25 protein-coding genes are annotated in these 23,351 nt (G+C 56.9%); 6 read left to right on the top strand and 19 right to left on the bottom strand.

Annotation, left to right across the window (positions count from 1 at the left end; genetic code table 11):
- Positions 1-27 precede the first annotated feature (27 nt).
- The 5 genes from G5367_RS12200 to G5367_RS12180 form a co-directional block, all read right to left on the bottom strand.
- Positions 28-591, bottom strand: coding sequence for a cob(I)yrinic acid a,c-diamide adenosyltransferase (locus tag G5367_RS12200; RefSeq protein ID WP_216978976.1), 564 nt, complete (start codon positions 589-591; stop codon positions 28-30).
- Positions 588-818 (bottom strand): DUF3820 family protein, encoded by a 231-nt coding sequence (locus G5367_RS12195; RefSeq protein ID WP_421244270.1) that lies wholly within the window; start codon positions 816-818, stop codon positions 588-590. Before G5367_RS12195 ends, G5367_RS12200 begins: the two co-directional genes overlap by 4 nt.
- A 1-nt stretch (position 819) precedes the next feature.
- Positions 820-1,491, bottom strand: coding sequence for a 7-carboxy-7-deazaguanine synthase QueE (gene queE / locus G5367_RS12190; RefSeq protein ID WP_240533575.1), 672 nt, complete (start codon positions 1,489-1,491; stop codon positions 820-822).
- A gap of 61 nt (positions 1,492-1,552) precedes the next feature.
- Complete coding sequence (queC, locus tag G5367_RS12185; protein WP_421244269.1) at positions 1,553-2,260, bottom strand: 7-cyano-7-deazaguanine synthase QueC; 708 nt, start codon at positions 2,258-2,260, stop codon at positions 1,553-1,555.
- A gap of 20 nt (positions 2,261-2,280) precedes the next feature.
- Entirely contained in the window at positions 2,281-2,904 is a 624-nt protein-coding gene (locus G5367_RS12180; RefSeq protein ID WP_421244268.1) for a tRNA-uridine aminocarboxypropyltransferase, read from the bottom strand.
- Here G5367_RS12180 and rrtA point away from each other — a divergent pair.
- Entirely contained in the window at positions 2,903-3,496 is a 594-nt protein-coding gene (gene rrtA / locus G5367_RS12175) for a rhombosortase (protein ID WP_421244267.1), read from the top strand. The two genes, G5367_RS12180 and rrtA, sit on opposite strands and share 2 nt — an antisense overlap.
- Here the strand turns inward: rrtA and pyrF are convergent.
- The 6 genes from pyrF to cmk all read right to left on the bottom strand — a co-directional run bounded on the left by pyrF (position 3,471) and on the right by cmk (position 8,644).
- Positions 3,471-4,172: an orotidine-5'-phosphate decarboxylase gene (pyrF, locus tag G5367_RS12170; RefSeq protein ID WP_005351164.1), complete on the bottom strand. Its 702-nt coding sequence runs from the start codon at positions 4,170-4,172 to the stop codon at positions 3,471-3,473. The genes rrtA and pyrF overlap by 26 nt on opposite strands.
- Before the next feature lie 18 nt (positions 4,173-4,190).
- A complete protein-coding gene (gene lapB / locus G5367_RS12165) occupies positions 4,191-5,357 on the bottom strand; it encodes a lipopolysaccharide assembly protein LapB (RefSeq protein ID WP_421244266.1) in 1,167 nt (388 codons plus the stop codon).
- 9 nt (positions 5,358-5,366) lie between these two features.
- Positions 5,367-5,651, bottom strand: a complete 285-nt coding sequence (locus G5367_RS12160; protein WP_005337143.1) for a LapA family protein — start codon at positions 5,649-5,651, stop codon at positions 5,367-5,369.
- Positions 5,652-5,809: 158 nt separating this feature from the next.
- Positions 5,810-6,094: an integration host factor subunit beta gene (ihfB, locus tag G5367_RS12155; protein ID WP_005299934.1), complete on the bottom strand. Its 285-nt coding sequence runs from the start codon at positions 6,092-6,094 to the stop codon at positions 5,810-5,812.
- A gap of 92 nt (positions 6,095-6,186) precedes the next feature.
- Entirely contained in the window at positions 6,187-7,857 is a 1,671-nt protein-coding gene (gene rpsA, locus G5367_RS12150) for a 30S ribosomal protein S1 (protein WP_005337148.1), read from the bottom strand.
- Between the two features lie 94 nt (positions 7,858-7,951).
- Entirely contained in the window at positions 7,952-8,644 is a 693-nt protein-coding gene (cmk, locus tag G5367_RS12145) for a (d)CMP kinase (RefSeq protein WP_421294398.1), read from the bottom strand.
- 248 nt (positions 8,645-8,892) lie between these two features.
- Between cmk and ribA the strand changes: the two genes are divergently transcribed.
- On the top strand, positions 8,893-9,486 hold the full coding sequence (gene ribA, locus G5367_RS12140; RefSeq protein WP_103251772.1) for a GTP cyclohydrolase II: 594 nt from the start codon (positions 8,893-8,895) through the stop codon (positions 9,484-9,486).
- 81 nt (positions 9,487-9,567) lie between these two features.
- Here ribA and G5367_RS12135 read toward each other — a convergent pair whose 3' ends face one another.
- Together G5367_RS12135 and G5367_RS12130 are read right to left on the bottom strand one after the other, a co-directional pair.
- Entirely contained in the window at positions 9,568-10,524 is a 957-nt protein-coding gene (locus G5367_RS12135) for a LysR substrate-binding domain-containing protein (RefSeq protein WP_374995685.1), read from the bottom strand.
- A 63-nt stretch (positions 10,525-10,587) separates the two neighbouring features.
- Positions 10,588-11,463: a LysR family transcriptional regulator gene (locus tag G5367_RS12130; RefSeq protein ID WP_421244264.1), complete on the bottom strand. Its 876-nt coding sequence runs from the start codon at positions 11,461-11,463 to the stop codon at positions 10,588-10,590.
- A 95-nt stretch (positions 11,464-11,558) separates the two neighbouring features.
- Here G5367_RS12130 and G5367_RS12125 point away from each other — a divergent pair, with 95 nt between their 5' ends.
- Positions 11,559-12,782 carry an MFS transporter gene (locus G5367_RS12125; RefSeq protein ID WP_421244263.1) on the top strand — a complete coding sequence of 408 codons (1,224 nt, stop codon included), beginning with the start codon at positions 11,559-11,561 and terminating at the stop codon, positions 12,780-12,782.
- Positions 12,783-12,927: 145 nt separating this feature from the next.
- Here the strand turns inward: G5367_RS12125 and G5367_RS12120 are convergent, their stop codons facing one another.
- The 5 genes from G5367_RS12120 to G5367_RS12100 all read right to left on the bottom strand — a co-directional run bounded on the left by G5367_RS12120 (position 12,928) and on the right by G5367_RS12100 (position 18,890).
- Positions 12,928-13,482 (bottom strand): VOC family protein, encoded by a 555-nt coding sequence (locus G5367_RS12120; RefSeq protein ID WP_337072942.1) that lies wholly within the window; start codon positions 13,480-13,482, stop codon positions 12,928-12,930.
- Positions 13,476-14,240 carry a hypothetical protein gene (locus G5367_RS12115; protein WP_005346503.1) on the bottom strand — a complete coding sequence of 255 codons (765 nt, stop codon included), beginning with the start codon at positions 14,238-14,240 and terminating at the stop codon, positions 13,476-13,478. The genes G5367_RS12120 and G5367_RS12115 overlap by 7 nt, the downstream gene beginning before the upstream one ends.
- A gap of 191 nt (positions 14,241-14,431) precedes the next feature.
- Positions 14,432-15,157: an oxygen-insensitive NADPH nitroreductase gene (nfsA, locus tag G5367_RS12110; protein ID WP_421244262.1), complete on the bottom strand. Its 726-nt coding sequence runs from the start codon at positions 15,155-15,157 to the stop codon at positions 14,432-14,434.
- 71 nt (positions 15,158-15,228) lie between these two features.
- On the bottom strand, positions 15,229-16,794 hold the full coding sequence (locus tag G5367_RS12105) for an AbgT family transporter (RefSeq protein WP_421294394.1): 1,566 nt from the start codon (positions 16,792-16,794) through the stop codon (positions 15,229-15,231).
- 143 nt (positions 16,795-16,937) lie between these two features.
- Positions 16,938-18,890 (bottom strand): putative bifunctional diguanylate cyclase/phosphodiesterase, encoded by a 1,953-nt coding sequence (locus G5367_RS12100; protein WP_337072963.1) that lies wholly within the window; start codon positions 18,888-18,890, stop codon positions 16,938-16,940.
- 825 nt (positions 18,891-19,715) lie between these two features.
- Here G5367_RS12100 and G5367_RS12095 point away from each other — a divergent pair.
- The 3 genes from G5367_RS12095 to G5367_RS12085 are packed head-to-tail and all read left to right on the top strand — an operon-like array spanning position 19,716 to position 22,171.
- The gene (locus tag G5367_RS12095) at positions 19,716-20,654 is read left to right on the top strand and encodes a LysR family transcriptional regulator (RefSeq protein ID WP_337072945.1); all 939 of its coding nucleotides are present in this window, start codon (positions 19,716-19,718) and stop codon (positions 20,652-20,654) included.
- Between the two features lie 54 nt (positions 20,655-20,708).
- Positions 20,709-21,731 carry a response regulator gene (locus G5367_RS12090; protein WP_216978987.1) on the top strand — a complete coding sequence of 341 codons (1,023 nt, stop codon included), beginning with the start codon at positions 20,709-20,711 and terminating at the stop codon, positions 21,729-21,731.
- 8 nt (positions 21,732-21,739) lie between these two features.
- Entirely contained in the window at positions 21,740-22,171 is a 432-nt protein-coding gene (locus G5367_RS12085; protein WP_005346525.1) for a PAS domain-containing protein, read from the top strand.
- Between the two features lie 90 nt (positions 22,172-22,261).
- Here G5367_RS12085 and ltaE read toward each other — a convergent pair whose 3' ends face one another.
- Positions 22,262-23,281 (bottom strand): low-specificity L-threonine aldolase, encoded by a 1,020-nt coding sequence (gene ltaE / locus G5367_RS12080; RefSeq protein WP_421244260.1) that lies wholly within the window; start codon positions 23,279-23,281, stop codon positions 22,262-22,264.
- Positions 23,282-23,351: the final 70 nt, after the last annotated feature.

Raw genomic sequence — 23,351 nt, 5'->3', positions numbered from 1 at the left:
CTTAAATGTGAAATGTCAGATAGCCGATTACGGGCGATCTGCTGCCTTGACCCACAGCACTTCACGCCCCCCTGCCATGCAGATGAGATAGCGGGCAACGGTAAAGAACCAGTCACTCATCCGGTTCAGATAGGGCAGGACCTCGGGGTTGACACGCTCTTCCCGGCTCAATGTCAGCAGCAAGCGCTCGCAATGACGCACCAGAGTACGCACCACATGCGCTTGCGCCGCGGCACGGGAACCACCCGGCAATATAAATTGGCGCAGCGGTGGCAATGACTCGCTATAACGATCTATCTGCTGTTCAAGGCGAGTGGTCCAGGCGGCATTAACTTGCCAAATTGCTTCATTCTGGGCATCGCTGGAGAATGCCAACTCCCCCCCCAGATCAAACAACTCTTGTTGCAACAGCAGTAAATCAGCCAATAAGCCAACCTCTTGCGACGGGATGTCACAAATTAGCAAGCCAATATGGGAGTTGAGCTCATCGATATAACCGTAGGTCTCGACCCGCAAATGATCCTTGGGCAATGGGATACCATCGGCCAGCCGGGTCATGCCTTTGTCGCCCTGCCTCGTATATATTCTCATACCGACATCCTGTTAATAATGGGAATAATCATGGACTCGAGCCCATTGAGTTTGATTTCATAAGCCAGCGCCAGTGTCTGGCCCAATTTACCCGCCGGAAAACCGCTGCGCGCCATCCACACCAGATAGGGCTCGGGAATATCGATGATACGCCGCCCCTGATATTTACCGTAAGGCATCTTGCTGGTCAGGGTCAGCAGTACCTGTTCGTCGGATCGCCAATCCATATTAATCGATATCCAGATATTTATGAGTCTGGATTGAGAGTCGCCAGTTACGCGCGATACAGGTATCCATCGCCAATTGAGTGGCCCGTGGTTTCTGGCTGATCGGCTGCAAGGCAATGACCACGTCCGGGCGCAGAGTTGCGGTCGCGAGCAGCGCATCCAGCTCTTCAATATGGTGCTCGGTCGCCACCGGATGCTTGATCTCGTTGGCCCGCTCCAACGCAGAAACCAGTACAGGCAGCCCTCCTTTCATGCCGATTTTGGGGGAGACGGTCACCCAAGTCTGCTCATGGGTCTTGATCTCGCTGGTGCCACTGGTTTCAATCTGCACCTGATAACCCGCCGCCAGCAGGGCTGACGAGAGTTCGTGCAGATCGTAGAGGCAGGGCTCGCCACCGGTGATCACCACATGGCGCGCCTGATAACCCAGGTCGGTAAAGCTCTTGATAATCTGCGCGCTGCTAAGTTGGCTCCAACAATCGGATTCGTTGGAGCGATCCAGCACCGCCGCCTTGCCCACTTCACGAGCCGGATCAACAACCCAGGTATGACGGGTATCGCACCAGGGGCAGCCCACCGGGCAACCCTGCAGGCGAACAAAGATGGCGGGCAGGCCAGTAAAGATACCCTCCCCCTGGATGGTCTGGAAAATCTCGTTGATTGGGTAGTGCATCTCGATCACGGCTTGTTGCAAAAGTCGCGGATTATACCCCAAGCCACGGCAAGACGCAGGCTCACTCTGCGCTTTTCTCACCCGGCCCGGTTTTCTCAAACAGTCTGGCCATGATGCCCGCCTTGTCGGCCAGATAGTTGTTCAGGCCGCGACTGCGCAGTTCACACGCAGGACACGTGCCGCAACCGTCACCGGCAATGCCGTTGTAGCAGGTCAGGGTCTGCTGGCGCACCGTGTCGAGGTGACCATAGTGATCCGCCAGTGCCCAGGTCTCGGCCTTGTCGAGCCACATCAAGGGAGTTTCAAAACGGATGCCGCGATCCAGCCCCAGCGACACCGCCTGATTGAGGGCCTTGACAAACTCGTCACGGCAATCGGGATAGCCGGAGAAGTCGGTCTCGCAGACACCGGTGATCACCGCTTCGGCGCCCACCTGATAGGCATAGATGGAAGCCAGGGTCAGGAACAGGATATTGCGACCCGGCACGAAGGTGTTGGGTAGGCCATTATCCTGCAGCTCGCAGCTGACCGGGATGTCGTCACGGGTCAGGGCAGAGACCGCCAGCTCATTGAGCAGCGTCACATCCATCACCTTGTGGGCGGCAATCCCCAGAGCACTGCCCAGACGACGCGCGGTGTCGATCTCTTCCCGATGGCGCTGGCCATAGTCGAAGGTGATGGCGTGCACTTCATCATACTGAGCCAATGCCTGTACCAGACAGGTGGTGCTGTCCTGACCGCCACTGAAAACCACGACTGCTTTTTTCATCTTGATAACTCCTTGAATTGTCACGCGCGGCGGCCTCCGGCAAAGTCCTGCCACTGGGTATTCAACCGATTGAACAGGGTCAGCAAGGGCGCATAGCGCTCCTGCCTTCCCTCCCACCGGGACAAGAGGTGATAGCCCGCCTCTATGGTAGAGAGGGCATCGGGAAAGGGTTTCTTGCGAATGGCATATTGACCGGCAATGGCACCAATGCCGATACGGGGCAAACGGGCCAGTGCTCGGTTGCTCTGCAACATGCGATAGGCTTTGCGCCAGGTGCCGTCAAGCAAGATAAAGGCGACGGATGCGGAGCCAGAGGATTCACTCTCCCACTGTTGGCGAAGATCGGTCAGCGAAATGGCATCCTCATCCGGCCAGAGTAGATAGCAGCGACGGGAAGGATCTGCAAGCAACCCATTGAGCCACTCATCGCGGGAAAAGTCCTCCCCCACATGGATCTCGCACTGTTGCAAAGAGGCTGCCAGCAGCGCCGCAGTCCCCTTGGGATGTGCCACCTCGTTGGGGTGCTGCAAGATGTAGAGGGGCGTGTGATTGTCAACCGGCACAATATAATCGCACAGGCAGGCTTTGAGGGCTCGGGTGCAACGTGTACAGTATCGACTGTTCTTGTCGTTGGACTGTTTCATGTTGTCAGACAAATCTGGATTGCTCTGGGTTATCACGCTCTCTCTCACCAGCTTGCTACTCTTCTTTACCGTTCCCAATCTTCAGCTCTCCTTCGATCGGCCCTTGATCGCCGGGGGCGAAGGGTGGCGGATCATAACAGGCAATCTGGCTCATACCAATCTGTGGCACCTGCTGCTCAATCTGGGCGGCCTCGCCATCCTCTATAGCCTGTTTCGCGACTATCTGGGTGGGGCTCGCCTGCCGCTGCTGATGCTGCTGCTCTGGTTGGCAGTGGGCTTGGGGATCTGGTGGTGGTGCCCGCAGACCCAATGGTACATGGGGCTATCAGGCTCGCTGCATGGCCTGTTTGTCTGGGGGGCAATGCAGGATATCCGCCACGGACGCCGCACGTCGGGCTGGCTACTGTTGGCAGGGATGGGGCTCAAGCTGGCGATGGACGTCTACAACGCAGGAGAGAGCCCGATATCCACCCTGATCAATGCCAAGGTACACATCGGCTCTCATCTTATCGGGGCCGGTGCAGGCCTGTTACTCGGCCTGCACCGCGTATCACTGAGTGAGCCTGTTACGCACCAGCCAGCTCGGCATTGATGCTGGCCAGCATGGCGGCCGGATCGGCAGCCTGCGTAATGGGGCGACCGATAACCAGATAATCGGACCCCGCCTCGACCGCCGCTTTCGGTGTCATCACCCGGCGCTGATCCCCGGCCGCTGAGCCGGTCGGGCGAATACCCGGAGTCACCAGCTTGAACTCATCACCCAGCAAGGCTTTCAGCTCATGGGCCTCGTTGGCAGAGCAGACCACCCCATCCAAGCCGGATGCCTTGGTCAAGGTAGCCAGCCGGATCACCTGCTCGGCAGGGCTTACATCCAGGCCAAGAGGGATCATGTCGGACTGCTCCATGCTGGTCAGTACGGTCACCCCGATCAACAATGGCGCCTTGTCGCCATAAGGCAGCAGCGCCTCTTTGGCGGCACGCATCATCCGCTCACCACCACTGGCATGCACGTTGACCATCCAGACACCGAGCTCGGCACTGGCTGCCACGGCTTTGGCAACGGTATTGGGAATATCGTGAAATTTCAGATCCAGAAAGACATCGAATCCCTTGGCCACCAGCTGGCGTACAAACTGCGGGCCAAACAGGGTAAACATCTCCTTGCCTACCTTGAGACGGCACTGGGCCGGAGAGATACGTTCAACGAACGCTAAGGCATCTGCCTCGTGCTGATAATCCAGCGCTACCAGTACTTTGGGATCTTGCATCTCACATCCTATTGCTTGTTATTCACCGTCCAGACCACGGATCGGCTTGATGGAACCCCACTGGCGACAAGACGGACACTGCCAGAACAGCGAGTGAGTGGCAAAGCCGCACTGCCGACACTTGTGGGTTGACTTGATTTTGATCTGCTCGCCGACCAGTTGTTGCAGCAGTTCGAGGCTCTCCTTGGCAGGCCCCTCTTCCGCACTGGCCAGCTGAAAACCCACCAGCTGGTAAAAACCTTTCATCGACGGATGACGACGCAGCTGACGCAGCACCAGCGAACGGGCCTGGCTCAGGCCATCACGCTCTTCAACCAGCTTGGCAAGAGCCAGGGTCACGCTGACGCCGGCGTGATCTTCCACTGCCTTCTCAAGCAGCGGGATCAATGCGGGCGTACGGCCCAACTGCTGATAGCACTCGAGCAATTTGGGCATCGCCTCGGAGGCAAAGTCGATATCCTGCTCGAACACCCGCAGCAGCTCCTTGCTGGCCTGCTCATACTCTCCATCTGCCATGGCGAGCTCAGCGAGGCGCAAACTGGCCCGGGCACATGCCGGATTGATACTGAGCGCCCGTTTGAGCTTGGCCAGCCCCTCCCCTTTATTGCCCTCACGCAGCGCGATTTCGGCCTGTTCGCAATAGAAATGGGAGATGGGGTCGGCCAGCTTCTTGCCCTGGAATTTTTGCAGACGCATCGCCACATTGATGGCCTTATCCCAATCCCGCAACTGCTGATGGATGATCAACAGCTGTGCCAGCGCCGTCTCTTCATAGTCGCTGTCATCACACAGCTCATTCCAGAGCGCTTCCGCCCGATCGAGCAGACCAGCAGCAAGAAAGTCGCGCGCAAGCTCCTGCAGGGCAAGCTGTCGCTGCTCCCGGGTCAGCTGGCGGGTTACCAGGTTCTGGTGGATCTTGATGGCACGATCAACCTCCCCACGCTGGCGAAACAGGTTGCCGAGGGAGAGGTGTGTTTCGATGGTTTCACTGTCCACCTCAAGCAGCTGGATAAAGAGATCCACCGCCTTGTCGGATTCATCGGACAGCAAATAGTTGAGGCCCGCCACATACTGGCGGGAAAACTGGTTACTCTGTTTCTGGGTGTCCTGGCGAACACTCCTGCGCCCCATGTACCAGCCATAACCGGCGGCGATGGGCAACAGCAGGAAAAGCAGTTCAAGCATTGAGGAACATTATTCCTTACCCGGTGACCGGGCCAGCTCCAACTCGCGGGATTGACGACGCATGGTGCGGTTGAGGGTGCGGTTTTGCATTTTCAGGCGCAGGAACAGCAGGCCGAATACCAGCCAGCCCAGCAAAAAACCGCCAGCGAAGAAGAAGCCCAACAGCATGGCAAGCGAAAACTCACCCTGAGCGATCAGGTAATTGAACTGAACCAGCTGGCCATTTTGTGAGCCCAGCGCCAGGGTCAGAACAAACACCAGCACCAGCGGAATGAGGGCCAAAATACGCTTCATAAGAGCTCCCTGTCAGTATCTAATGAGAGGCTGATTATCCTTAAAATCGCAGGCAGACTCTAGAGTGAATGGGAAAAGAGTTTAAGAAACAAGACGATTGGCACAGGAATCGGTGCCAAAAAGAAAAAAGGCATACCCGAGGTATGCCCATTTCTGCATTATTCAATGATGTTGACGCGCTCGCGCAACTCTTTGCCAGGTTTGAAGTGCGGGACATATTTCCCGGTCAGTTCAACCTTGTCCCCAGTCTTGGGGTTGCGGCCCACACGGGGCGCACGATAGTGCAGTGAAAAACTGCCAAATCCGCGGATTTCAATCCGGTCGCCGTTTTGCAAGGTCGACGCCATCTGCTCAAGGATCTCCTTGATGGCGGCTTCGACATCCTTGGCCGGCATATGCATGCGGCTGGCTGCCAGTTGTTCGATGAGATCTGATTTGGTCATAACGTTAAATCTCCTTCCCCGATCACATGCAATATTCATTTTGCCAGGATAAAAAAGGGCGGCGCAATGCCGCCCTTTTCTTGCATCAAGGATTACTCACCCTTGGCGGCTTTGAACGCTTCCATCATAGCATTGCTGAACACAACTTCTTCTTGCTGGTTCAGGTTATCGATAGCAACACGCTCATCAGCCTCGTCCTTAGCACGGACAGACAGGCTTACGGTGCGGTTCTTACGATCAACGCCCATGAATTTAGCTTCAACTTCGTCACCAACAGACAGCACCAGAGTGGCGTCTTCTACGCGGTCACGAGCAGCGTCGGAGGCACGCAGGTAGCCTTCTACGCCATCAGCCAGTTCGATAACGGCACCTTTGGCATCAACCTCGGTAACCTTACCCTTCACGATAGCACCTTTCTTGTTGTCAGCCAGGTACTTGTTGAACGGGTCTTCTTCGATCTGCTTGACACCCAGGGAGATGCGCTCACGCTCCGGATCCACTTGCAGAACAACGGCTTCGATCTCGTCGCCTTTCTTGAATTCACGCACGGCTTCTTCGCCCTGGTTGTTCCAGGAGATGTCAGACAGGTGAACCAGGCCGTCGATGCCACCATCCAGACCGATGAAGATACCGAAGTCAGTGATGGACTTGATCTTGCCGGAAACACGGTCGCCTTTGGCGTGAGTTTCGGCAAACAGCTGCCACGGGTTGGATTTGCACTGCTTCAGACCCAGGGAGATACGACGACGCTCTTCGTCGATGTCCAGAACCATCACGTCAACCACGTCGCCAACGTTAACAACTTTGGACGGGTGGATGTTCTTGTTGGTCCAATCCATCTCGGATACGTGTACCAGGCCTTCAACGCCTTCTTCGATTTCAACGAAGCAGCCGTAGTCAGTCAGGTTGGTCACGCGGCCAGACAGACGGGTGGTCTCCGGGTAACGCTTGGCGATAGCAACCCAGGGATCTTCGCCCAGCTGCTTCAGACCCAGGGATACACGAGTACGCTCGCGGTCGAACTTCAGAACCTTGACAGCGATCTCGTCGCCAACGTTGACGATTTCGGAAGGATGCTTAACGCGCTTCCACGCCATGTCGGTGATGTGCAGCAGGCCGTCAACACCGCCCAGATCTACGAATGCACCGTAGTCGGTCAGGTTCTTGACGATACCCTTAACTTCTTGACCTTCTTGCAGGTTAGCCAGCAGGCTTTCGCGCTCGGAGGTGTTCTCGGTCTCGATCACGGCACGACGGGAAACAACAACGTTGTTGCGCTTCTGGTCCAGCTTGATGACTTTGAACTCGAGTTCTTTGTTTTCTAGGTGAGCGGTGTCACGGATCGGACGCACGTCAACCAGAGAACCCGGCAGGAAGGCACGGATGCCGTTCAGTTCAACGGTGAAACCACCCTTGACCTTGCCGTTGATGATACCGATAACGGTAGCTTGCTCTTCGTAAGCCTTCTCAAGCTGCAGCCAGGCTTCGTGGCGCTTGGCTTTTTCGCGGGACAGCTTGGTTTCGCCGAAACCATCTTCGATAGAGTCCAGAGCCACGTCAACGGTGTCGCCGACGTTGATTTCCAGCTCGCCCATGGCGTTCTTGAATTCTTCAGCCGGGATAGCGGACTCGGATTTCAGACCGGCGTCAACCAGTACGAAACCGTTCTCGATAGCAACGACAGTACCCTTGACGATGGAACCTTGACGGGTTTCAACGGCGTTCAGGGACTCTTCAAAGAGTTGAGCAAAAGATTCGATCATTGTTTATGTCACAAATGAAACATCCACTTGCAATCCGGCACAAGCGGGGCTGTTTTAAATAATCTGCGCCATCCTTGGTGCAGACGACCGGATGTCAGCTTGCGCTGGCATCACCAAGTTGTTGCTCTGCATAGGCGAGTACTGTTGCCAGCACTTCATCTATGGTCATGGCGGTAGAGTCTACCACCAGAGCATCTTCTGCCGGTTTCAGGGGTGCAGCAGCGCGATTTCTGTCGCGATCGTCACGTTCCCGAATCTCGGTTAAAAGACGCTCAAAGTTAACATCAAAGCCCTTATCTTGCAACTGCTTATAGCGACGCTGGGCCCGTTCTTCGGCACTGGCGTCGAGGAAAATCTTCACCTCGGCCTCGGGGAAAACCACTGTGCCCATGTCACGACCATCGGCAATCAGACCCGGGGCCTGACGAAATGCCCGCTGACGGCGCAGCAAGGCTTCGCGCACCCGGGGGAAGGCAGCGATTTTACTGGCAGCATTACCCACTTCTTCGGTGCGGATGGTGCGGGAGACATCTTCCCCTTCCAGGATCACCTTGACCAAATCGCCTTCTACCTGAAATTGCACATCCAGATTGGCAGCCAGTGGCACCAGTGAGGCTTCACTGTCCAGCTCTACATCGTGATGCAGGGCGGCCAGGGACAGCACCCGATAGATGGCGCCCGAGTCCAGCAAGTGCCAACCCAGCTTCTCAGCAAGCAGCTGACACAAGGTGCCTTTACCTGCACCACTGGGGCCATCAATTGTCATTACGGGGGCCATCTGAGGCATAACTTCTCTCCTGCACTGTGTTGCTCCCATCCCGAAGGGGTGGGTTAATGGGCGCCGATTATACCCGAATGTGGTGAGCCTGGCAGTCATCAATCCGCACAAAGGGCCAAAACCCCGCCGGACAGCTGTGCTTGTATCTCATTTGGAGATTTCATTAAGCAATGCAGGGACTTGTTCTTATGGTCGTTCCTGATAAGGCGCGCTAAACTGGCCCCCTTTTTTGAGCCGTTAGTAGTAAGGAGCAACCTATGAGCAGCGTTACCCTCGTGGCCCAATCCAAATTGCCAACCCCCTGGGGCACCTTCACGCTGGTAGGTTTTCAGGAAACCGGCACAGGCAAAGATCACGCCGCACTGGTGATGGGCGACATTACCGGTGAAGAGCCCGTGCTGGGCCGGATCCACTCAGAGTGTCTGACCGGCGACGCCCTGTTCAGCCTGCGTTGTGACTGCGGTTTTCAGTTGCAGGCGGCCATGGAGAATATCGCCAAAGCCGGTCGTGGCGTGTTGTTGTATGTGCGTCAAGAGGGCCGTGGCATCGGCTTGCTCAACAAGATCCGCGCCTATCACCTGCAGGATCAGGGGGCCGATACCGTGGAAGCCAACGTGGCCCTTGGTTTCGCCGCCGATATGCGCGACTACACCATCTGCGCCGATATGCTCAAGCAGCTTGAGGTCAAGTCTCTCAAACTGATGACCAACAACCCGCGCAAGATGAAAGCGATGGAATCCTTCGGTATTCCGGTGGCCGAACGGGTACCGTTGCAGGAAGGGCGCAATCCCCACAACGAGTTCTATCTGTCGACCAAGGCCAACAAGCTGGATCATATGCTGAAGAAGTGAGCCTGCATTGACGAATACCAGATAGTCAAACGCCTCCTATTCGGAGGCGTTTTTCTTGGGACGACCACACATCAACCCTGGCTATCTAAGTGGCACGGTCAGATTGGCCAGCAGAGCTTCAAGCTCTTCGCCAGTGCGGGCAGCACAGTATTGTTCGACCCTCTCGCGGGTCAATTGCGGCGCGAGACGTTCAATCAGATCGTAGAGATAGCCGCATAAAAATGCCCCTCTGCGCAACCCGATAGTGGCCACACCGCTTGGTAGCCAGGGCGCCGTTTTGAGCACCAGATCCCCATCGCGCTGGGGCTCCCAAGCAAAAGTTGCCATCACCCCGATGCCCATTCCTTGTCTGACATAGGTCTTGAGCACATCGCTGTCGCTCGCACAGCAGGCGATTCGGCTCTCGGCATGAGCGCAATCAGTGCCATGTGCAGCAGAGAGCGCCCTTCCATCGGTCACCAATGCAAACTCCACCAGCTCGGCCGGGGTCAGCGATGTTGCTTTGGCCAACGGATGATCCTTGGGCAGCACCAAGCCCCGTTGCCACTGAAAAGAGGGGAGCATGAGCAGATCGCTCCCCTCCTCAGGTTCATCCGCCAGCAGCAGATCGGCAGCGCCATCATGCACAGCTACGCGGCACTGCGCCGCACTCCCCTGCATCACAGTTACGGCAACTTTGGGAAAGCGGGCCATAAAAACCTTGAGGATGGCGGGCAGAATATAACGGGCTTGCAGATGAGTAGCGGCAATGGTGAGGGTTCCCTGCTCCGGATGCACATGCTGCCTGGCCATCACCTTGATGGTGGCCACCTTGTCCAGCACCTCGGCGGCCACTTTGATCACGTCCCGACCTATGGGGGTGATCTGGGTCAGGTGTTTGCCGCTGCGCTCGAAGATCTGGATCCCCAGCTCATCCTCCAGCATCCGCACCTGTTTGCTGATCCCGGGCTGGGAGGTAAAGAGGCTCTCGGCGGTGGCCGACAGATTCAGCCTGTGGTTCGCCACCTCGACGATATAGCGCAATTGCTGCAATTTCATGGTGTAGCCCTCAAGCGAACCCACCGTTAATAGTAACAAACTTTCAGCAATAGCCCGCCGCCATCAGGCCGGGCGCTCCTTGAGTAGGAAATCACGCAAGGCACGGTTGGCCATGGAGAGCGGATCGCCACGCCGCCACGCCACGCAGAGATCGAGATAGATGGGCGGGTCGAAGGGTACGCCACTCAGATCCGGCTCCTCTTCCAGCACCATCCGCAAGAAGGTGGTCACAGCAAAGCCTTGCCGCACCACCGCCTTGAGCAGAGGGATAAGATTGCTCTCGAAGGCGATATCGGGTTCAACGCCCAGGCTCTGGGCCAGCGCCTCCATATGCTCCCGGTGATAAAAGCCACGGCGAAACAGCGCCAGCTCCTGAGCGAAAAACTGCGAGAGGGTGACGGCCGATGCGCCACGCAAGGGGTGCTCGTCCCCCACCACCATCAACATCTCTTCGCTCAGCAGATGTGCCCCCTCGATGGCAGGGGGGAGATCACTGGTGATGAGAATGGCCAGATCGAGGGAGCCATCCACCATCCGGCTGAGCAGCTCGCGGGTACCGGCCTCTTCGACCCGGATCTTGAGGCCGGGGTAGCGGTGCTTGAAGGCCATCAGACGAGGGGGAAAATAGTAGGAGCCCATCATGTAGGGGATCCCGATCCGCACTTCCCCCCGCTCCAGCCCCTTGAGCTCGGCCATCTCGGCCTCGGCCTGATGCATCTGCAGCAACAGACGCTCGGCATGGCGACAGAGCACCTCTCCCTCTGGGGTGAGCCGTACCGCCCGGTCCTGCCGATCAAACAGCCGCAACTCGAGCTGCTGCTCCAGCTTGGCGATGGCCATGCTGATGGCAGGTTGTGCCACATGCAAACTGTTGGCTGCCTTGGTAAATGAGCCGGCATCCCTGACCGCCAGCAGATAGGTGAGCTGTTTCAGATCCATGTATCAATTCATCTTATGAGATGGATAACTTAAATATATTATATTTATAATCGCAAGGACTCTACCCTGACCAAAAGTAGTCAGGACAATACGCAATGATTGAAGTTGGAAGTCGCGAGTGGATACGTGCAACCCTGGCCCTCAGCCTGGGCTCTTTTCTGGTGTTTCTGAACCTCTACCAGACCCATCCCCTGTTACCCCTGATTGCCGAGGTCTTCTCGGTCAACTCCCTCTCGGCCAGCTGGACCCTGGCAGGATGCACAGCAGGCCTCGCCGCCTCCCTGCTGATCTGCGCCAGACTGGCGGATCGCCATGGCCGTCGGCAGGTCATGCTGGGTACCCTCACCCTGGCGATCCTGCTCTCACTGTTAATCCCGCTGGTTGAGCAGTTTGGCACCCTGCTGCTGCTACGCATCTTGCAGGGCGCGCTGCTGGCAGGGCTGCCCGCGACCGCGATTGCCTATATGGGGGAAGAGTTCAGCAAACGGGCGCTGCTCTCGGCGGTGGGGGTCTATATTGCCGCCAACTCCCTCGGTGGCATTGCCGGTCGAGTGGTCGGCGGTCTGTTGGCGGGCTGGTTTGGCGACTGGCAGCATACCTTTCTGGGGATTGGTGTGATCAGCCTGTCACTGCTGCCGCTGGTCTTCTGGCTGCTGCCCCATCAGACCCGCTTTGTGGCGAGCGCCCCCGTTCGCGGCCAATTTGCTCGCGCCTTGCAGCAACACCTGACCAATCCCTTGCTGGTAGGGGCTTACCTTATCGGGGGACTCAACTTTATGGTGTTTTTGAACCAGTTCAGCTACCTCACTTTCCTGCTGGCCAAGCCTCCTTTCTCCTTGCCCACCCAGTGGCTCGGCATGCTGTTTCTCACCTATCTCTCGGGGACGGTGGCCTCCTCTCTGAGCGGTCGCTTTGCCAATCGCTGGGGGGCACAACGCATGCTGCTGGTCGGGATCGCGCTGATGGCCCTCGGGAGTCTGTGGCTGCTGCAGTGCAGTCTGCTCGGGATCCTGAGTGGCTTGCTGATCTCCAGCTTCGGCTTTTTCCTGGCACACGCCTGCGCCAGTGCCTGGGTCGGTCATCATGTCGAACACAACCGTGCACTCGCCTCCTCCCTCTATCTGGTGGCCTACTATCTGGGAGCCAGTCTGGGTGGGCTTTACCTGCACCCCTTCTGGGAACAGGGCGAGCTAGGCGGTCTGGTCATAGGTATTGAACTAGTCCTCATCCTGACAGCAGGCTTGAGCCTCTGGCTCGGCCGTCTCAAGCAGCGAAGCCAATCGCCACTGCCCGCCCAGCAACCCCACAGACACGGGTAACGGGCTCAGCGCAAACAGGGTCACCCACGAGCAGATAGCGATCTCGCCACCAAGCACCGCCAGATAGCAAAAGGGGTCACACCGGTGACCCCTTTTGCTGCGTTATTCAAGATCCTGTCAGGCTCGCACCGCATTGAGCGCAGGATCACTCCTGCTCGAAATAATCCGCAGGCACCGCGACCACAGCACCGGTCGCCACCTCTTCGGCGATCACCTCCGCCAGCGGGAGCAGATGAAACTTGATCTGTCCGGAGGGCAACATCAGGCCAATATCGGGGTTGCGGGTATCCTGCATGTTGCCGGTTTTGAATGGCAGCTCGGGATAGCGCGCTACCAGCTCCTGCAGTGAAGCGACCACCAGCTCGATATGTTCCAGCCCAGCCCGATGGACGCGACCCGGTTTCGGTGCAGCCAGCTCGATACAGGGTACCTGTACCTCATCAACCAACAGCGGCTGATGCAACTGATAAGTGGCTATGGGACGTCCGCCAATCATACCCTCCACCAGCAAGGTGCCCGCCTCAGCCAACACAGCACATAGCGCGCGGTACTCCTGCAGGGTTGCCGCCCGATAACAGAGGTGATCGACCGTTGGCTGTGAAATTGTGACGCCAGTGGCGGCCAGTTCGGCCAACAGCTGAGAAACAAATGGGGCCATTGGCCCCAGTGTGGAATCGAGTGGGTGGGACATGCTTACCATTTCTTCTTGGGTTGAAACAGGACATCGAGCTCGTCGGCTTCCTTGTCCTTGATGTTTTGCAGATCCTGCGCGCTGTTTTGCTGCTGCAGCTCTTCAAGCTCCTTGAGCCCCTGACGCATATCCTCTTCACGAGCCAGCAGATAGGGATCCTTGTCGCCCACGCTCGCCATGGCCGACAGACCCTTGGTATAGAGCTGGCGGCAAGTACCATATTGGCCCTGAATGCGGGCATCCATCGCCCGCTTGACCAGATTGGAGATGTTGATCTTGAGCTGCATCAGCTCGAGGCGACGCTCTTCCTGGGCAAACCCCTGAGGGTCAATCTTGCCCTTGTTGTGCTCGACACGCAGCACGGCCCGCATCTTCTTGACTAGTTGCAGCATCTGGATCGCCTGACGATCGGACTCCGGGGTCTTGAACTGCCCCTCATCCTGAACGCTATAGTTCTCCTGCACATTCTTGATCTGGGTCTGCACATCGGCGATACGCTGCTTGATCTGGTTGTTGGGCATCACCTGGGCGATGGCGCGATAAGCATCGAGGATCCGGTGCTGCAACAGCAACACCATATTCTTGGAGAAAGGCACCAGATTGACGTTCAGCAGCACCTCTTCGGTCTCATCGGCCACAGTCTTGTGTCTGGCAACGGCGTGACGCTTGTCCGCCTCCGCCTTCTGCTTATATTGCTGCACCACGTTATAGGCGATAACCAAAAACAGGAGTGCGCCGATAGACAGCAATACCAAAGTTAAAATCATAGGATGTCCAAACCCCTGTTCCTATTCAATTGCGTGATCCTACAACAGCTTACCCACTTAAGGTAGCCTGCAGATCCCCCCCTTGCCCACGTTTGTCACCAAGCTGTGCCCCCGGTCTCAGGGAGAGATTGCAGACTCAGGGGATGATGACCATGTTGATTATCTCTCCATAGTATCGCCCATTAGCGCCATTACTTGAGGTTAAAGCCCCGTGATTGCAGGAAGCCCAGCATGAAAGGACGGGACTCTTTGCCCAGAATGGCGCGGATCTGGCCACTCCAGGTCTGCTGTTTGTTGTTGCTGCTGCGGGCCTGATAGTAGTCCGCGATCTGCTGATCGTACCGGGCCAGCAGGTCGCGATCCAGCTCGTGCTGGTAGCGCTCCTGATGCACCACCAATCCCCTGGGCAGACGGGGTTTCTGCTCCGGCTGCTGGGCAGGATGACCAAGGCAGAGACCAAACAGCGGGATCACCTGATGGGGCAAGCCCAGCAGCTCGCTCACCTCGGCCGGATGGTTGCGAATGCCGCCAATATAGACCCCGCCCAGCCCCAGCGACTGAGCTGCCAGCAGGGCATTTTGCGCCATCAGGGCGCCGTCGATGGCCCCGATCAGCAACTGCTCCGCATAACCGGTCTGGGCCTCGGGCACGATCTGGCTGTGACGATGGTAATCGGCGCAGAAGACCAGAAACTCGGCCGCCTGCACCACATACGGCTGATTGCCCGCCAGCATGGCCAGCTGCTCACGCGCCTCGGGTTCGCTGACTCGCACAATACTGGTCACCTGCAAAAAGCTAGAGGTCGAGGCGGACTGGGCGGCGGCGAGAATGGCATCCAGCTGCTGCGGGGCGATCGGCTCGGCAGTGAACTGACGAATGGAGCGATGGGAAAGGATAAGATCGATGGTCTGATTCATGGCACCTCCAAAATGAGGTAACACCATAGCGAAAAAAACGAGGGAGCCCAAGGCTCCCTCGCACACCCGGCTTAAGGGGCCGGATAGACGTAAGGGGCTTGCAACCCGAGCGGGAAGCCGAGCGCCCAGTAGAGCAGCAGAAAGATGGTCCAGCTCACCAGAAAGGCCAGTGAGTAGGGCAGCATCATGGAGACCAGTGTGCCAATCCCGGTGCTCTTCACATACTGCTGGCAATAGACCACCACCAGCGGGAAGAAGACCATCAACGGAGTGATGATATTGGAAGCAGAATCACCGACCCGATAGGCCGCCTGGGTCAGCTCGGGAGAGATCCCTACCGCCATCAGCATGGGCACCAGGATCGGGCTGATCAGCGCCCACTTGGCCGAGGCCGACCCCACCACCAGATTGACGGTGGCGGTGAGCAGGATCATCCCGACGATGGTCACCTCACCGGGCAGCGCCAGCGCATGGAGCACTTCTGCTCCGGAGAGGGCCAGCAGGGTGCCCAGATTGGAGTCACCAAACGCCTTGATAAAGAGCGCGCAGAAGAATGCCATCACCATGTAGGAGCCCATCTTGTTCATGGTGGCCGACATGGCGTCGATCACATCCTTGCCACTCTTGAAGCTGCCTGCGACAAAGCCGTAGACAATCCCGGGCAGGATAAAGAGCAGGAAGATGAGCGGCACAATGGATTTCATCACGGGAGCGGCGAAGGTGGTCAGGGAACCATCAGCAGCACGCAGCGGTGAATCGCTCGGTGACAGGGCAAACGCCAGCAGTACGATGGCCGCCAGCATGGCAAACCCGGCCCAGTTGAAGGCCCGGCTCTCTTGCGCGCTGTAGCGCCCCATCTCATCGGCACTTTCCAGATCCTCGTTGAGTGCTACGTGCTTGAGGCGCGGTTCAACCACCTTTTCGCTGATGAACCAGCCGACACAGATGATCAGCAGCGAAGAGGCGCCGGTAAAGATGATGTTGCACAGGGTGTTGACCATGTAGTCAGGATCGAGCAACTGAGCGGCGGACTGGGTAAAGCCCTGCAGCAAGGCATCCCCGCCGGATGGCAGGAAGTTGGCGGCAAAGCCGCCGGAGACACCGGCAAAGGCAGCGGCGATCCCCGCCAGTGGATGGCGTCCGGCAGCGTGGAAGATGATGCCACCGATGGGGATCACCAGCACATAACCCGCATCTGCAGCGGTATGGCTGACGATCGCTACCAGGATCAGCATGGGGGTGAGAAAACGAGCAGGCGTCACTTTCAGCAACTTTTTCAGACCGGTATTGATAAAACCGGACTGCTCGGCCACCCCGACCCCGAGCATGGCCACCAGTACGATACCCAGCGGGGCAAAACCGGTGAAGGTGGTCACCATGGTGGAGAGAAACTCGGCCAGACCGGCACCGGTCAGCAGGTTGTTCACCACTACCGCCTCCCCGGTACGGGGGTTGACCAGATCAAACTGGAATTGTGACAACACCCAGGAGCCGACCCAGACGATCAGCAAGGCATAAAGGAACAGCATGGCGGGGTCGGGTAATTTGTTCCCAGCTTTCTCGACGCCATTGAGGAAACGGTTCAGCCACCCCTTGGGAGGGCTGGCCGGACGGTCATTGACAGCAGCATGACTCATTATTGCGATACTCCTTTCCCTAGAAACGAGGTCGCATGCTAGCAATTTCTGCCAATCCGTCTCATGACCGATCGCAAAATAATGATTAATTTTGATTAAATATTGCAGGATAAAATCCCAAGTTGTGGCCTAACGCACACTTGTTACTCTGCCATTACAGCATTGAGCAGTGGATAACGCCCAACCTGACACTCCACCACGAAACCACTCGCCTCGACTTGCACCACCGTCAGCGGCTTGCTGAACAGATACCCCTGGAACACATGGCACCCCTGGGTCTGCAGTGCAGCCAGCTCGTGAGGCTCCTCTACTCCTTCTGCCATGATCCCCAACCCCAGATTGGTAGCCATGGCGGCGGTCGCCCGGATCACCGGCAGGTTGAGGCCTGTGACGAAAGAACGATCCAGCTTGATTGTATCGATGGGCAGACGATTGAGATAGGCAAGGGATGAGTAGCCGGTACCAAAATCGTCGATGGCAATCTTGATCCCCAGTTCACTCAAGTCATCGAGAATATCGAGGCACCCCTTCATATCGAGCATCAGCACGGTTTCGGTCAGCTCCAGCGTCAACAGGGAGGCATCCACTCCGTGGAGCTCCAGCTGCTCGCGCACTTGCCCGGGCAGCGCTGACGAGAGCTGGAAACCGGAGAGGTTGACGGAGACTGGCACCCGCTGATGGAAGCGCTTCTTCCAACTGGCCATCTGTGCCAGCGCGGTAGAGAGCACCCAACTGCCGATCTCGCGGATCAGCCCCATCTCTTCGGCCAATGGGATAAATTCCACTGGCGAGACATGGCCGAGCACCGGGTTGTACCAGCGCAGCAACGCTTCGTAGCCGATCAGGCGCTGTTTGGCGGCATCAACCTGTGGCTGATAACAGAGGCTCAGCTCCTGACGGCCGATGGCCTTGGCCAGAAATTGCTTGAGATTGAGCTTGCGCTGCAGAGTCTGCTGCATGCTGGGGGTGAAACGCTGCCAGCGCAGACGCCCCATCTGCTTGGCCTGATACATGGCCATGTCGGCACGGGTGATGAGGTTGTCACCATCGTCCGCATCATCGGGATAGATGGCGATGCCGATACTGCCGCCGATGGTCACCTCAGGCAGCCCGCTCAGTTGCAGTGGCTTGGTCATCTGGGAGAGCATCTGATCGGCCACATCCTGGGCGCGTTCACTCTGGTTTCCCAAGGGAACCAACGCGGTAAACTCGTCCCCACCAAGACGTGCCAGCTCAACATCCCGCGGGCATATCTGTTTGAGGCGGCCGGCGACCCGCTCCAGCAGTCGATCTCCAGCCTTGTGGCCGTAGTTGTCGTTGACCAGCTTGAAGTTGTCGAGATCCATGAACACCAGCGCGAAACGCTCCCCCAGCCCGCAATAGGCCTCAAGGGATTTCATCAAACCATAACGATTGAGCAGGCCGGTCAGAGAGTCGTGCCAAGCGAGGTGGCGATGCTCCAGCTCCTCGAGTTTGCGATCGGTAATGTCCCGCATGGTAAGCAGAATGCGGGCACCCTGCTGGATATAGCGGAACTGATACTGGAACCAGCGCATCCCCTTGAGGGTACGGCACTCACCCTCGGTGACCACCTCATCGAGACGGGAGAGCTTCTGGTAGAAGCTGTCGTCATTGCCGGAAAATACCTGGGAGAGCTTGGCGATCTGGTGGCCGAAACACATTTCGAAGTGGTAGTTGCCGCTCTCGAATACACCGTGGCTATCGAACAGGCAGGCAAGAGTATCGCCGGTCGCCAAAGAGGACTCCTGATAGAGGGTATCTGAGTCGACAACAGCTTCGGTCATCATCATCAAACGGCCTGCCAGCTGAATGCCGGAGAGACGTAGATAGATCTGCTTTTTGACCCCCTTTGGGGAGATAGTCCACCATTCGTTATAGCTACGCCCCTGCTGAAAATCACCGAGGTAGCGTTGCAACAACAGCGCTATCGCTGTCGCCATATCAGCCGAAAAGTCCCTGGAACAGAGCTCTTCAAGGGAGGTGGCCTCCCAGAGGGGGAGTGCTGCGCGGTTTGCCCAGAAAATATGGTGATGTTCGATGTCATAGACCCAGATAGGGGTATGCAGAACATCCATTGTCTTCAGTAACCCTTCGTCAAGCGTATTCATCTGGTCAAAGTCGTTCATGCTGGATGGTCACTGGTGAACCGGAAACAAACGGGCAAACCGCCGTATGCAGAATACAAGGTGAAAACACCTCTCGGCCACTATTTCTCGCGATGGCCAAAAGCAGAAAACTGATTTCAGAAATCAATAGCAGGAGAGCCAATACAACCACAGAAAAAAGGACTCAGCCAATACTCTTGCCAATCAAAACAAATCACCTGCTCGTTTTTAACTTTTTTTCCCAGCAAAAACAAGCACTAAGAATTGCACTCTGGATACTTCAAAAACATTTTTACGATTTATAACAAACACCCAACTACTGACAAAAAAGTCAACGTAGAGGCGTGCCGGCATTTCCCTCTTAAAAATTTCATTTATTAACCAGAGCGTTGAATAAACAAACAAAAAATCGCTACGCAGCTTAAAATAGCGACTTAACAAAGAACTTAAATACCTCAAAAACATTATCTATTCGCACGAGACCGACATGATGCATGCGCGACTCTCATCACATTCACATCGCAGAGAAAAAATTCGTCCTGACCAGCGTACTCGTCATTTTCCAACAAGATGATCCACGCCAGGTCGCCTCTCTCACTTGAGCGATCCGATAGTCCTCGTCGCAGTGAGAGTGACAACGAAAGTGCAGCAGAAAGCGTTCTCGTTCGAAGACAAAAAAGAGGTGGACTGGTATCAATAGAAATCGAATCCAGATCAATTAAACGCTGAATTACGCTTGCCAACCCGGGATGCTCTTTTTATGGTTGCCCCCTTGTTACACCCAGAACAGCGTTTATGAAGCACATCGAAGAGTTCTACCTGTTCGTCAAGGTGGTGCAAGAGGGAGGATTCTCCCACGCTGCTGCCGCACTGGGCATGCCAACAGGCACCATCAGTCGACGCATTTCACAGCTGGAAGAGCAACTGGGTTGTTCCCTGTTACATCGCTCTACCCGCAAACTCCGTCTTACCGATGAGGGGCTCAGATACTATGAGCGTCTCTGTACACCGCTTGCACAAATTGAACAAGCCACCAGCGAAATCCGGGGTAAAGAAGCTGATATCACCGGGCTTATCCGGATAGCTGCGCCGATCGCGCTCTCCAACACAATCCTCATCGATATGCTGGCAGAATTCGGACTGCACTATCCCGAGGTACAGTTCGATATCACCCAAACCAATGATCATCAACACCTGTTCGACAATGATCGGGATCTGGTGTTCTTCAACGGTGAGCTGCCCCAGTCACTGCCCAATGCTATCTGTCTCGGTCATATCGAATACGGCCTGTTTGCCTCACCACTCTATTTGACCAAAAAGGGCACGCCTTCCCACCCCAACCAGCTGGAAGAGCACGATCTCATCTACTGCTGGCCACACCAGCACTGGCAGCTGACAGACAAAGATGGCCAGAGCGTCTGCATCAAACGCAGCGCCAAACTGATCGTCAACCAGACCCAGGCCGCCGTGCGCGCAGCTCGACGTCATCTGGGGATCGTTAACGCCCCGCTGCACTACCTGAGCAGCTTCCTCCATGACGAGCAGCTGGTGCCGGTACTGACCGACTGGCAAACCGGTAATCGTCCCTTCTACATGTTGTGTTGCCAACACCAGTTCGCCCCGTTGCGTGTTAAGATGTTCGCTGAATTTGTTGAGAAATACTCCGCACGCTATCGTAACCGGCAATGGGATAACCAATTTTCACAGGGTGATAACCTCCCACATTGCATCTGACTGTTAGCGGGCCACACTTATAGCAATCCTTGCCAACAGAGCCTGCCTAACACCATGAATGTATTGATATGTGATGACTCCGGGTTCGCCCGCAAACAGCTGGCACGAGCGCTCCCGGCTGACTGGAAAGTCGATTTGCACTATGCGGCCAATGGCCTTGAAGGGATCGAACAGGTGCTGATGGGCCATGGCGATCTCATCTTTCTCGATCTCACCATGCCGGAGATGGACGGTTACGGTGTGCTGGAGACCCTGAAACGGGAAGGGCTGCGCAGCAAGGTGATCGTGGTCTCCGGGGATATCCAGCCAGAGGCCTATCAGCGGGTCATGGGGCTGGGGGCGCTCGATTTCATTAAGAAACCCGCCGCCCCCGATACCCTGCTTGCCCTGCTTAAACAACATGGTTTCTGGAGTGCTGTTCCAAGCGGTCAGCCAAGTGCCGCCGAGGCGCTGCCAAGCGGCGTGGTCGCTGATGCGGGCGTCAAAATTACCCCCGAAATTCGCGATGTCTATCAGGAGCTGGCCAACGTCTCCATGGGTCAGGCGGCCGACTTGCTGGCCCGTCTGCTCAACGCCTTCGTGGTGCTACCCATCCCCAACGTCAACGTGCTGGAGGTTTCCGAGCTGCACATGGCCCTCTCGGCAGCCGCCGATTCGGATACCCTATCTGCCGTTTGTCAGGGCTTTATCGGGGCGGGGATCGCTGGTGAAGCGTTGATCCTGTTCCATGACTCCAGCTTCAAAGATTTGGCCAAGCTGATGAACCATCAGGGAACGCTGGATCGCACCGCCGAACTGGAGCTGCTGATGGATACCGCCAACGTGCTGATCGGCGCCTTCCTGCGTGGCTACGCCAACCAGCTCGATACCCCCTTCAGTCAGGGTCATCCAGTGGTACTCGGTCAGCACAGACCCATCAACGAGCTGATCAACACCAACAAGAGTCGCTGGCGCCGCACCCTCGCTATCGAGATCAACTACCGGATCCAGGATTACGCGGTACAGTGTGATCTGCTGCTGCTGTTTACCGAAGATTCCATCGCTACCATGAACAATAAAATCATGCACATGCTCTAGGAGTGACTATGGAAATCCGTGAATTTCATTGGCTGATGAACATAGTCCAGAACCTGGACGTAGGCCTGGTGGTGCTCGACAAGGAGTACAAGGTTCAGGTGTGGAACGGCTTTATGGAGAGCCACAGCGGCCGACTGGCCGGTGAAGTACGCGATGGCGTGCTGTTCGAGCTCTTTCCCGATGTGGACAGAGCCTGGTTCGAGCGCAAGGCCAACATGGTCTTCAAGCTCAACAACCGCGCCTTCAGCACCTGGGAGCAGAAGCCCTATCTGCTGCGCTTCTCCAACTATCGCCCCATTACCGGCTCGGCCCCCCACATGTTCCAGAACCTGACGCTAGTGCCACTGGCCGATTTCGGTGGTCAGGTAACCCACATTGCGGTGATGATCTACGATGCCACCGATGAGGCCATGCTGATGAGCGGTCAGCGGCAGGCGTGAGCTTGCTGCAAATAACAGAGGGCGCCGCGGCGTCCTCTGTTATTTCGGTATAAACAGGTCTCGGTATAACCTCTACCTCACCAAGCCGTCTCAACGCGCCCCGAGATACTCGGTGAAGGCGTCGATCACCTCTTCAATATCGTCATCGTTGATCTGCAGATGGGTCACCAACCGCAGCTCGCCGTAACCGGAGAAGAGGATCCCCCGCTCTTTCATAAAAGCGAGCAGAGGGGCGGACTCCCCCTCACGCAGCCGCAGGAACACCATGTTGCTCTGTACCAGCGAGAGGTCGAGCTCGATGCCCGGCAGTGCAGCCAACCCTTCGGCCAGCCGTTTGGCACGGCGGTGATCATCGGCCAGGCGGGTCACATGCTGCTCGAGGGCAAACAGACCGGCTTGCGCCAGAATGCCCGCCTGACGCATGCCGCCCCCCAGCATCTTGCGCAGTCGGCGCGCACGGGCGATGAAATCATGGCTGCCCACCAGCAGCGAGCCCACCGGAGCCCCCAACCCCTTGGAGAGACAAATCGAGATGCTGTCAAACGGTGCGGCGATCACCGCGACTGGGATCTCGCTGGCCACGGCAGCGTTAAAGAGCCGGGCACCATCAAGATGAAGCTTCAAGCCGCGTTCGGCAACGAATGTCCCCATCTCCTGCAGATAGGAGAGCGGCAGCACCTTGCCATTGTGGGTGTTCTCAAGGCAGATCAGGCGAGTCTGAACGAAGTGGGCATCATCAGGTGCCAGCGCGGCCTTGATATCATCGAAGGCCAGCGTGCCGTCACGCTGCATCGGCAAGGGTTGCAGGGCTACGGAGCCCAGCACGGCACTCCCCTGCGCTTCATAGCGATAGATGTGAGCGGCGTTGCCGAGGATGGCCCCCTCCCCACGCTGACAGTGGCTCATCACCGCCAGCAGGTTAGACATGGTGCCCGATGGCACAAACAGCGCCGCCTGTTTGCCCAGCAATCTGGCCCCATGGGCCTCCAGCGCGTTGACGCCCGGATCTTCACCATAGACATCGTCACCCACTTCGGCGTGGAGCATGGCCTGACGCATGGCATCAGTAGGCTGGGTGACGGTGTCACTTCGTAAATCGATATAGCGCATGAGATCCCTCCTGAAACAGGAGAGTGACGTTAGCCATGCGCCCCTCGCTTGGCAAGGGGCGCATGAGCAG

It is taken from the genome of Aeromonas sp. 604282, from assembly GCF_049170575.1.
Lineage (GTDB): Bacteria > Pseudomonadota > Gammaproteobacteria > Enterobacterales > Aeromonadaceae > Aeromonas > Aeromonas veronii_A.
Note: the sequence above shows the minus strand (reverse complement) of the source record. Positions and strands in the feature narration are given on the sequence as shown.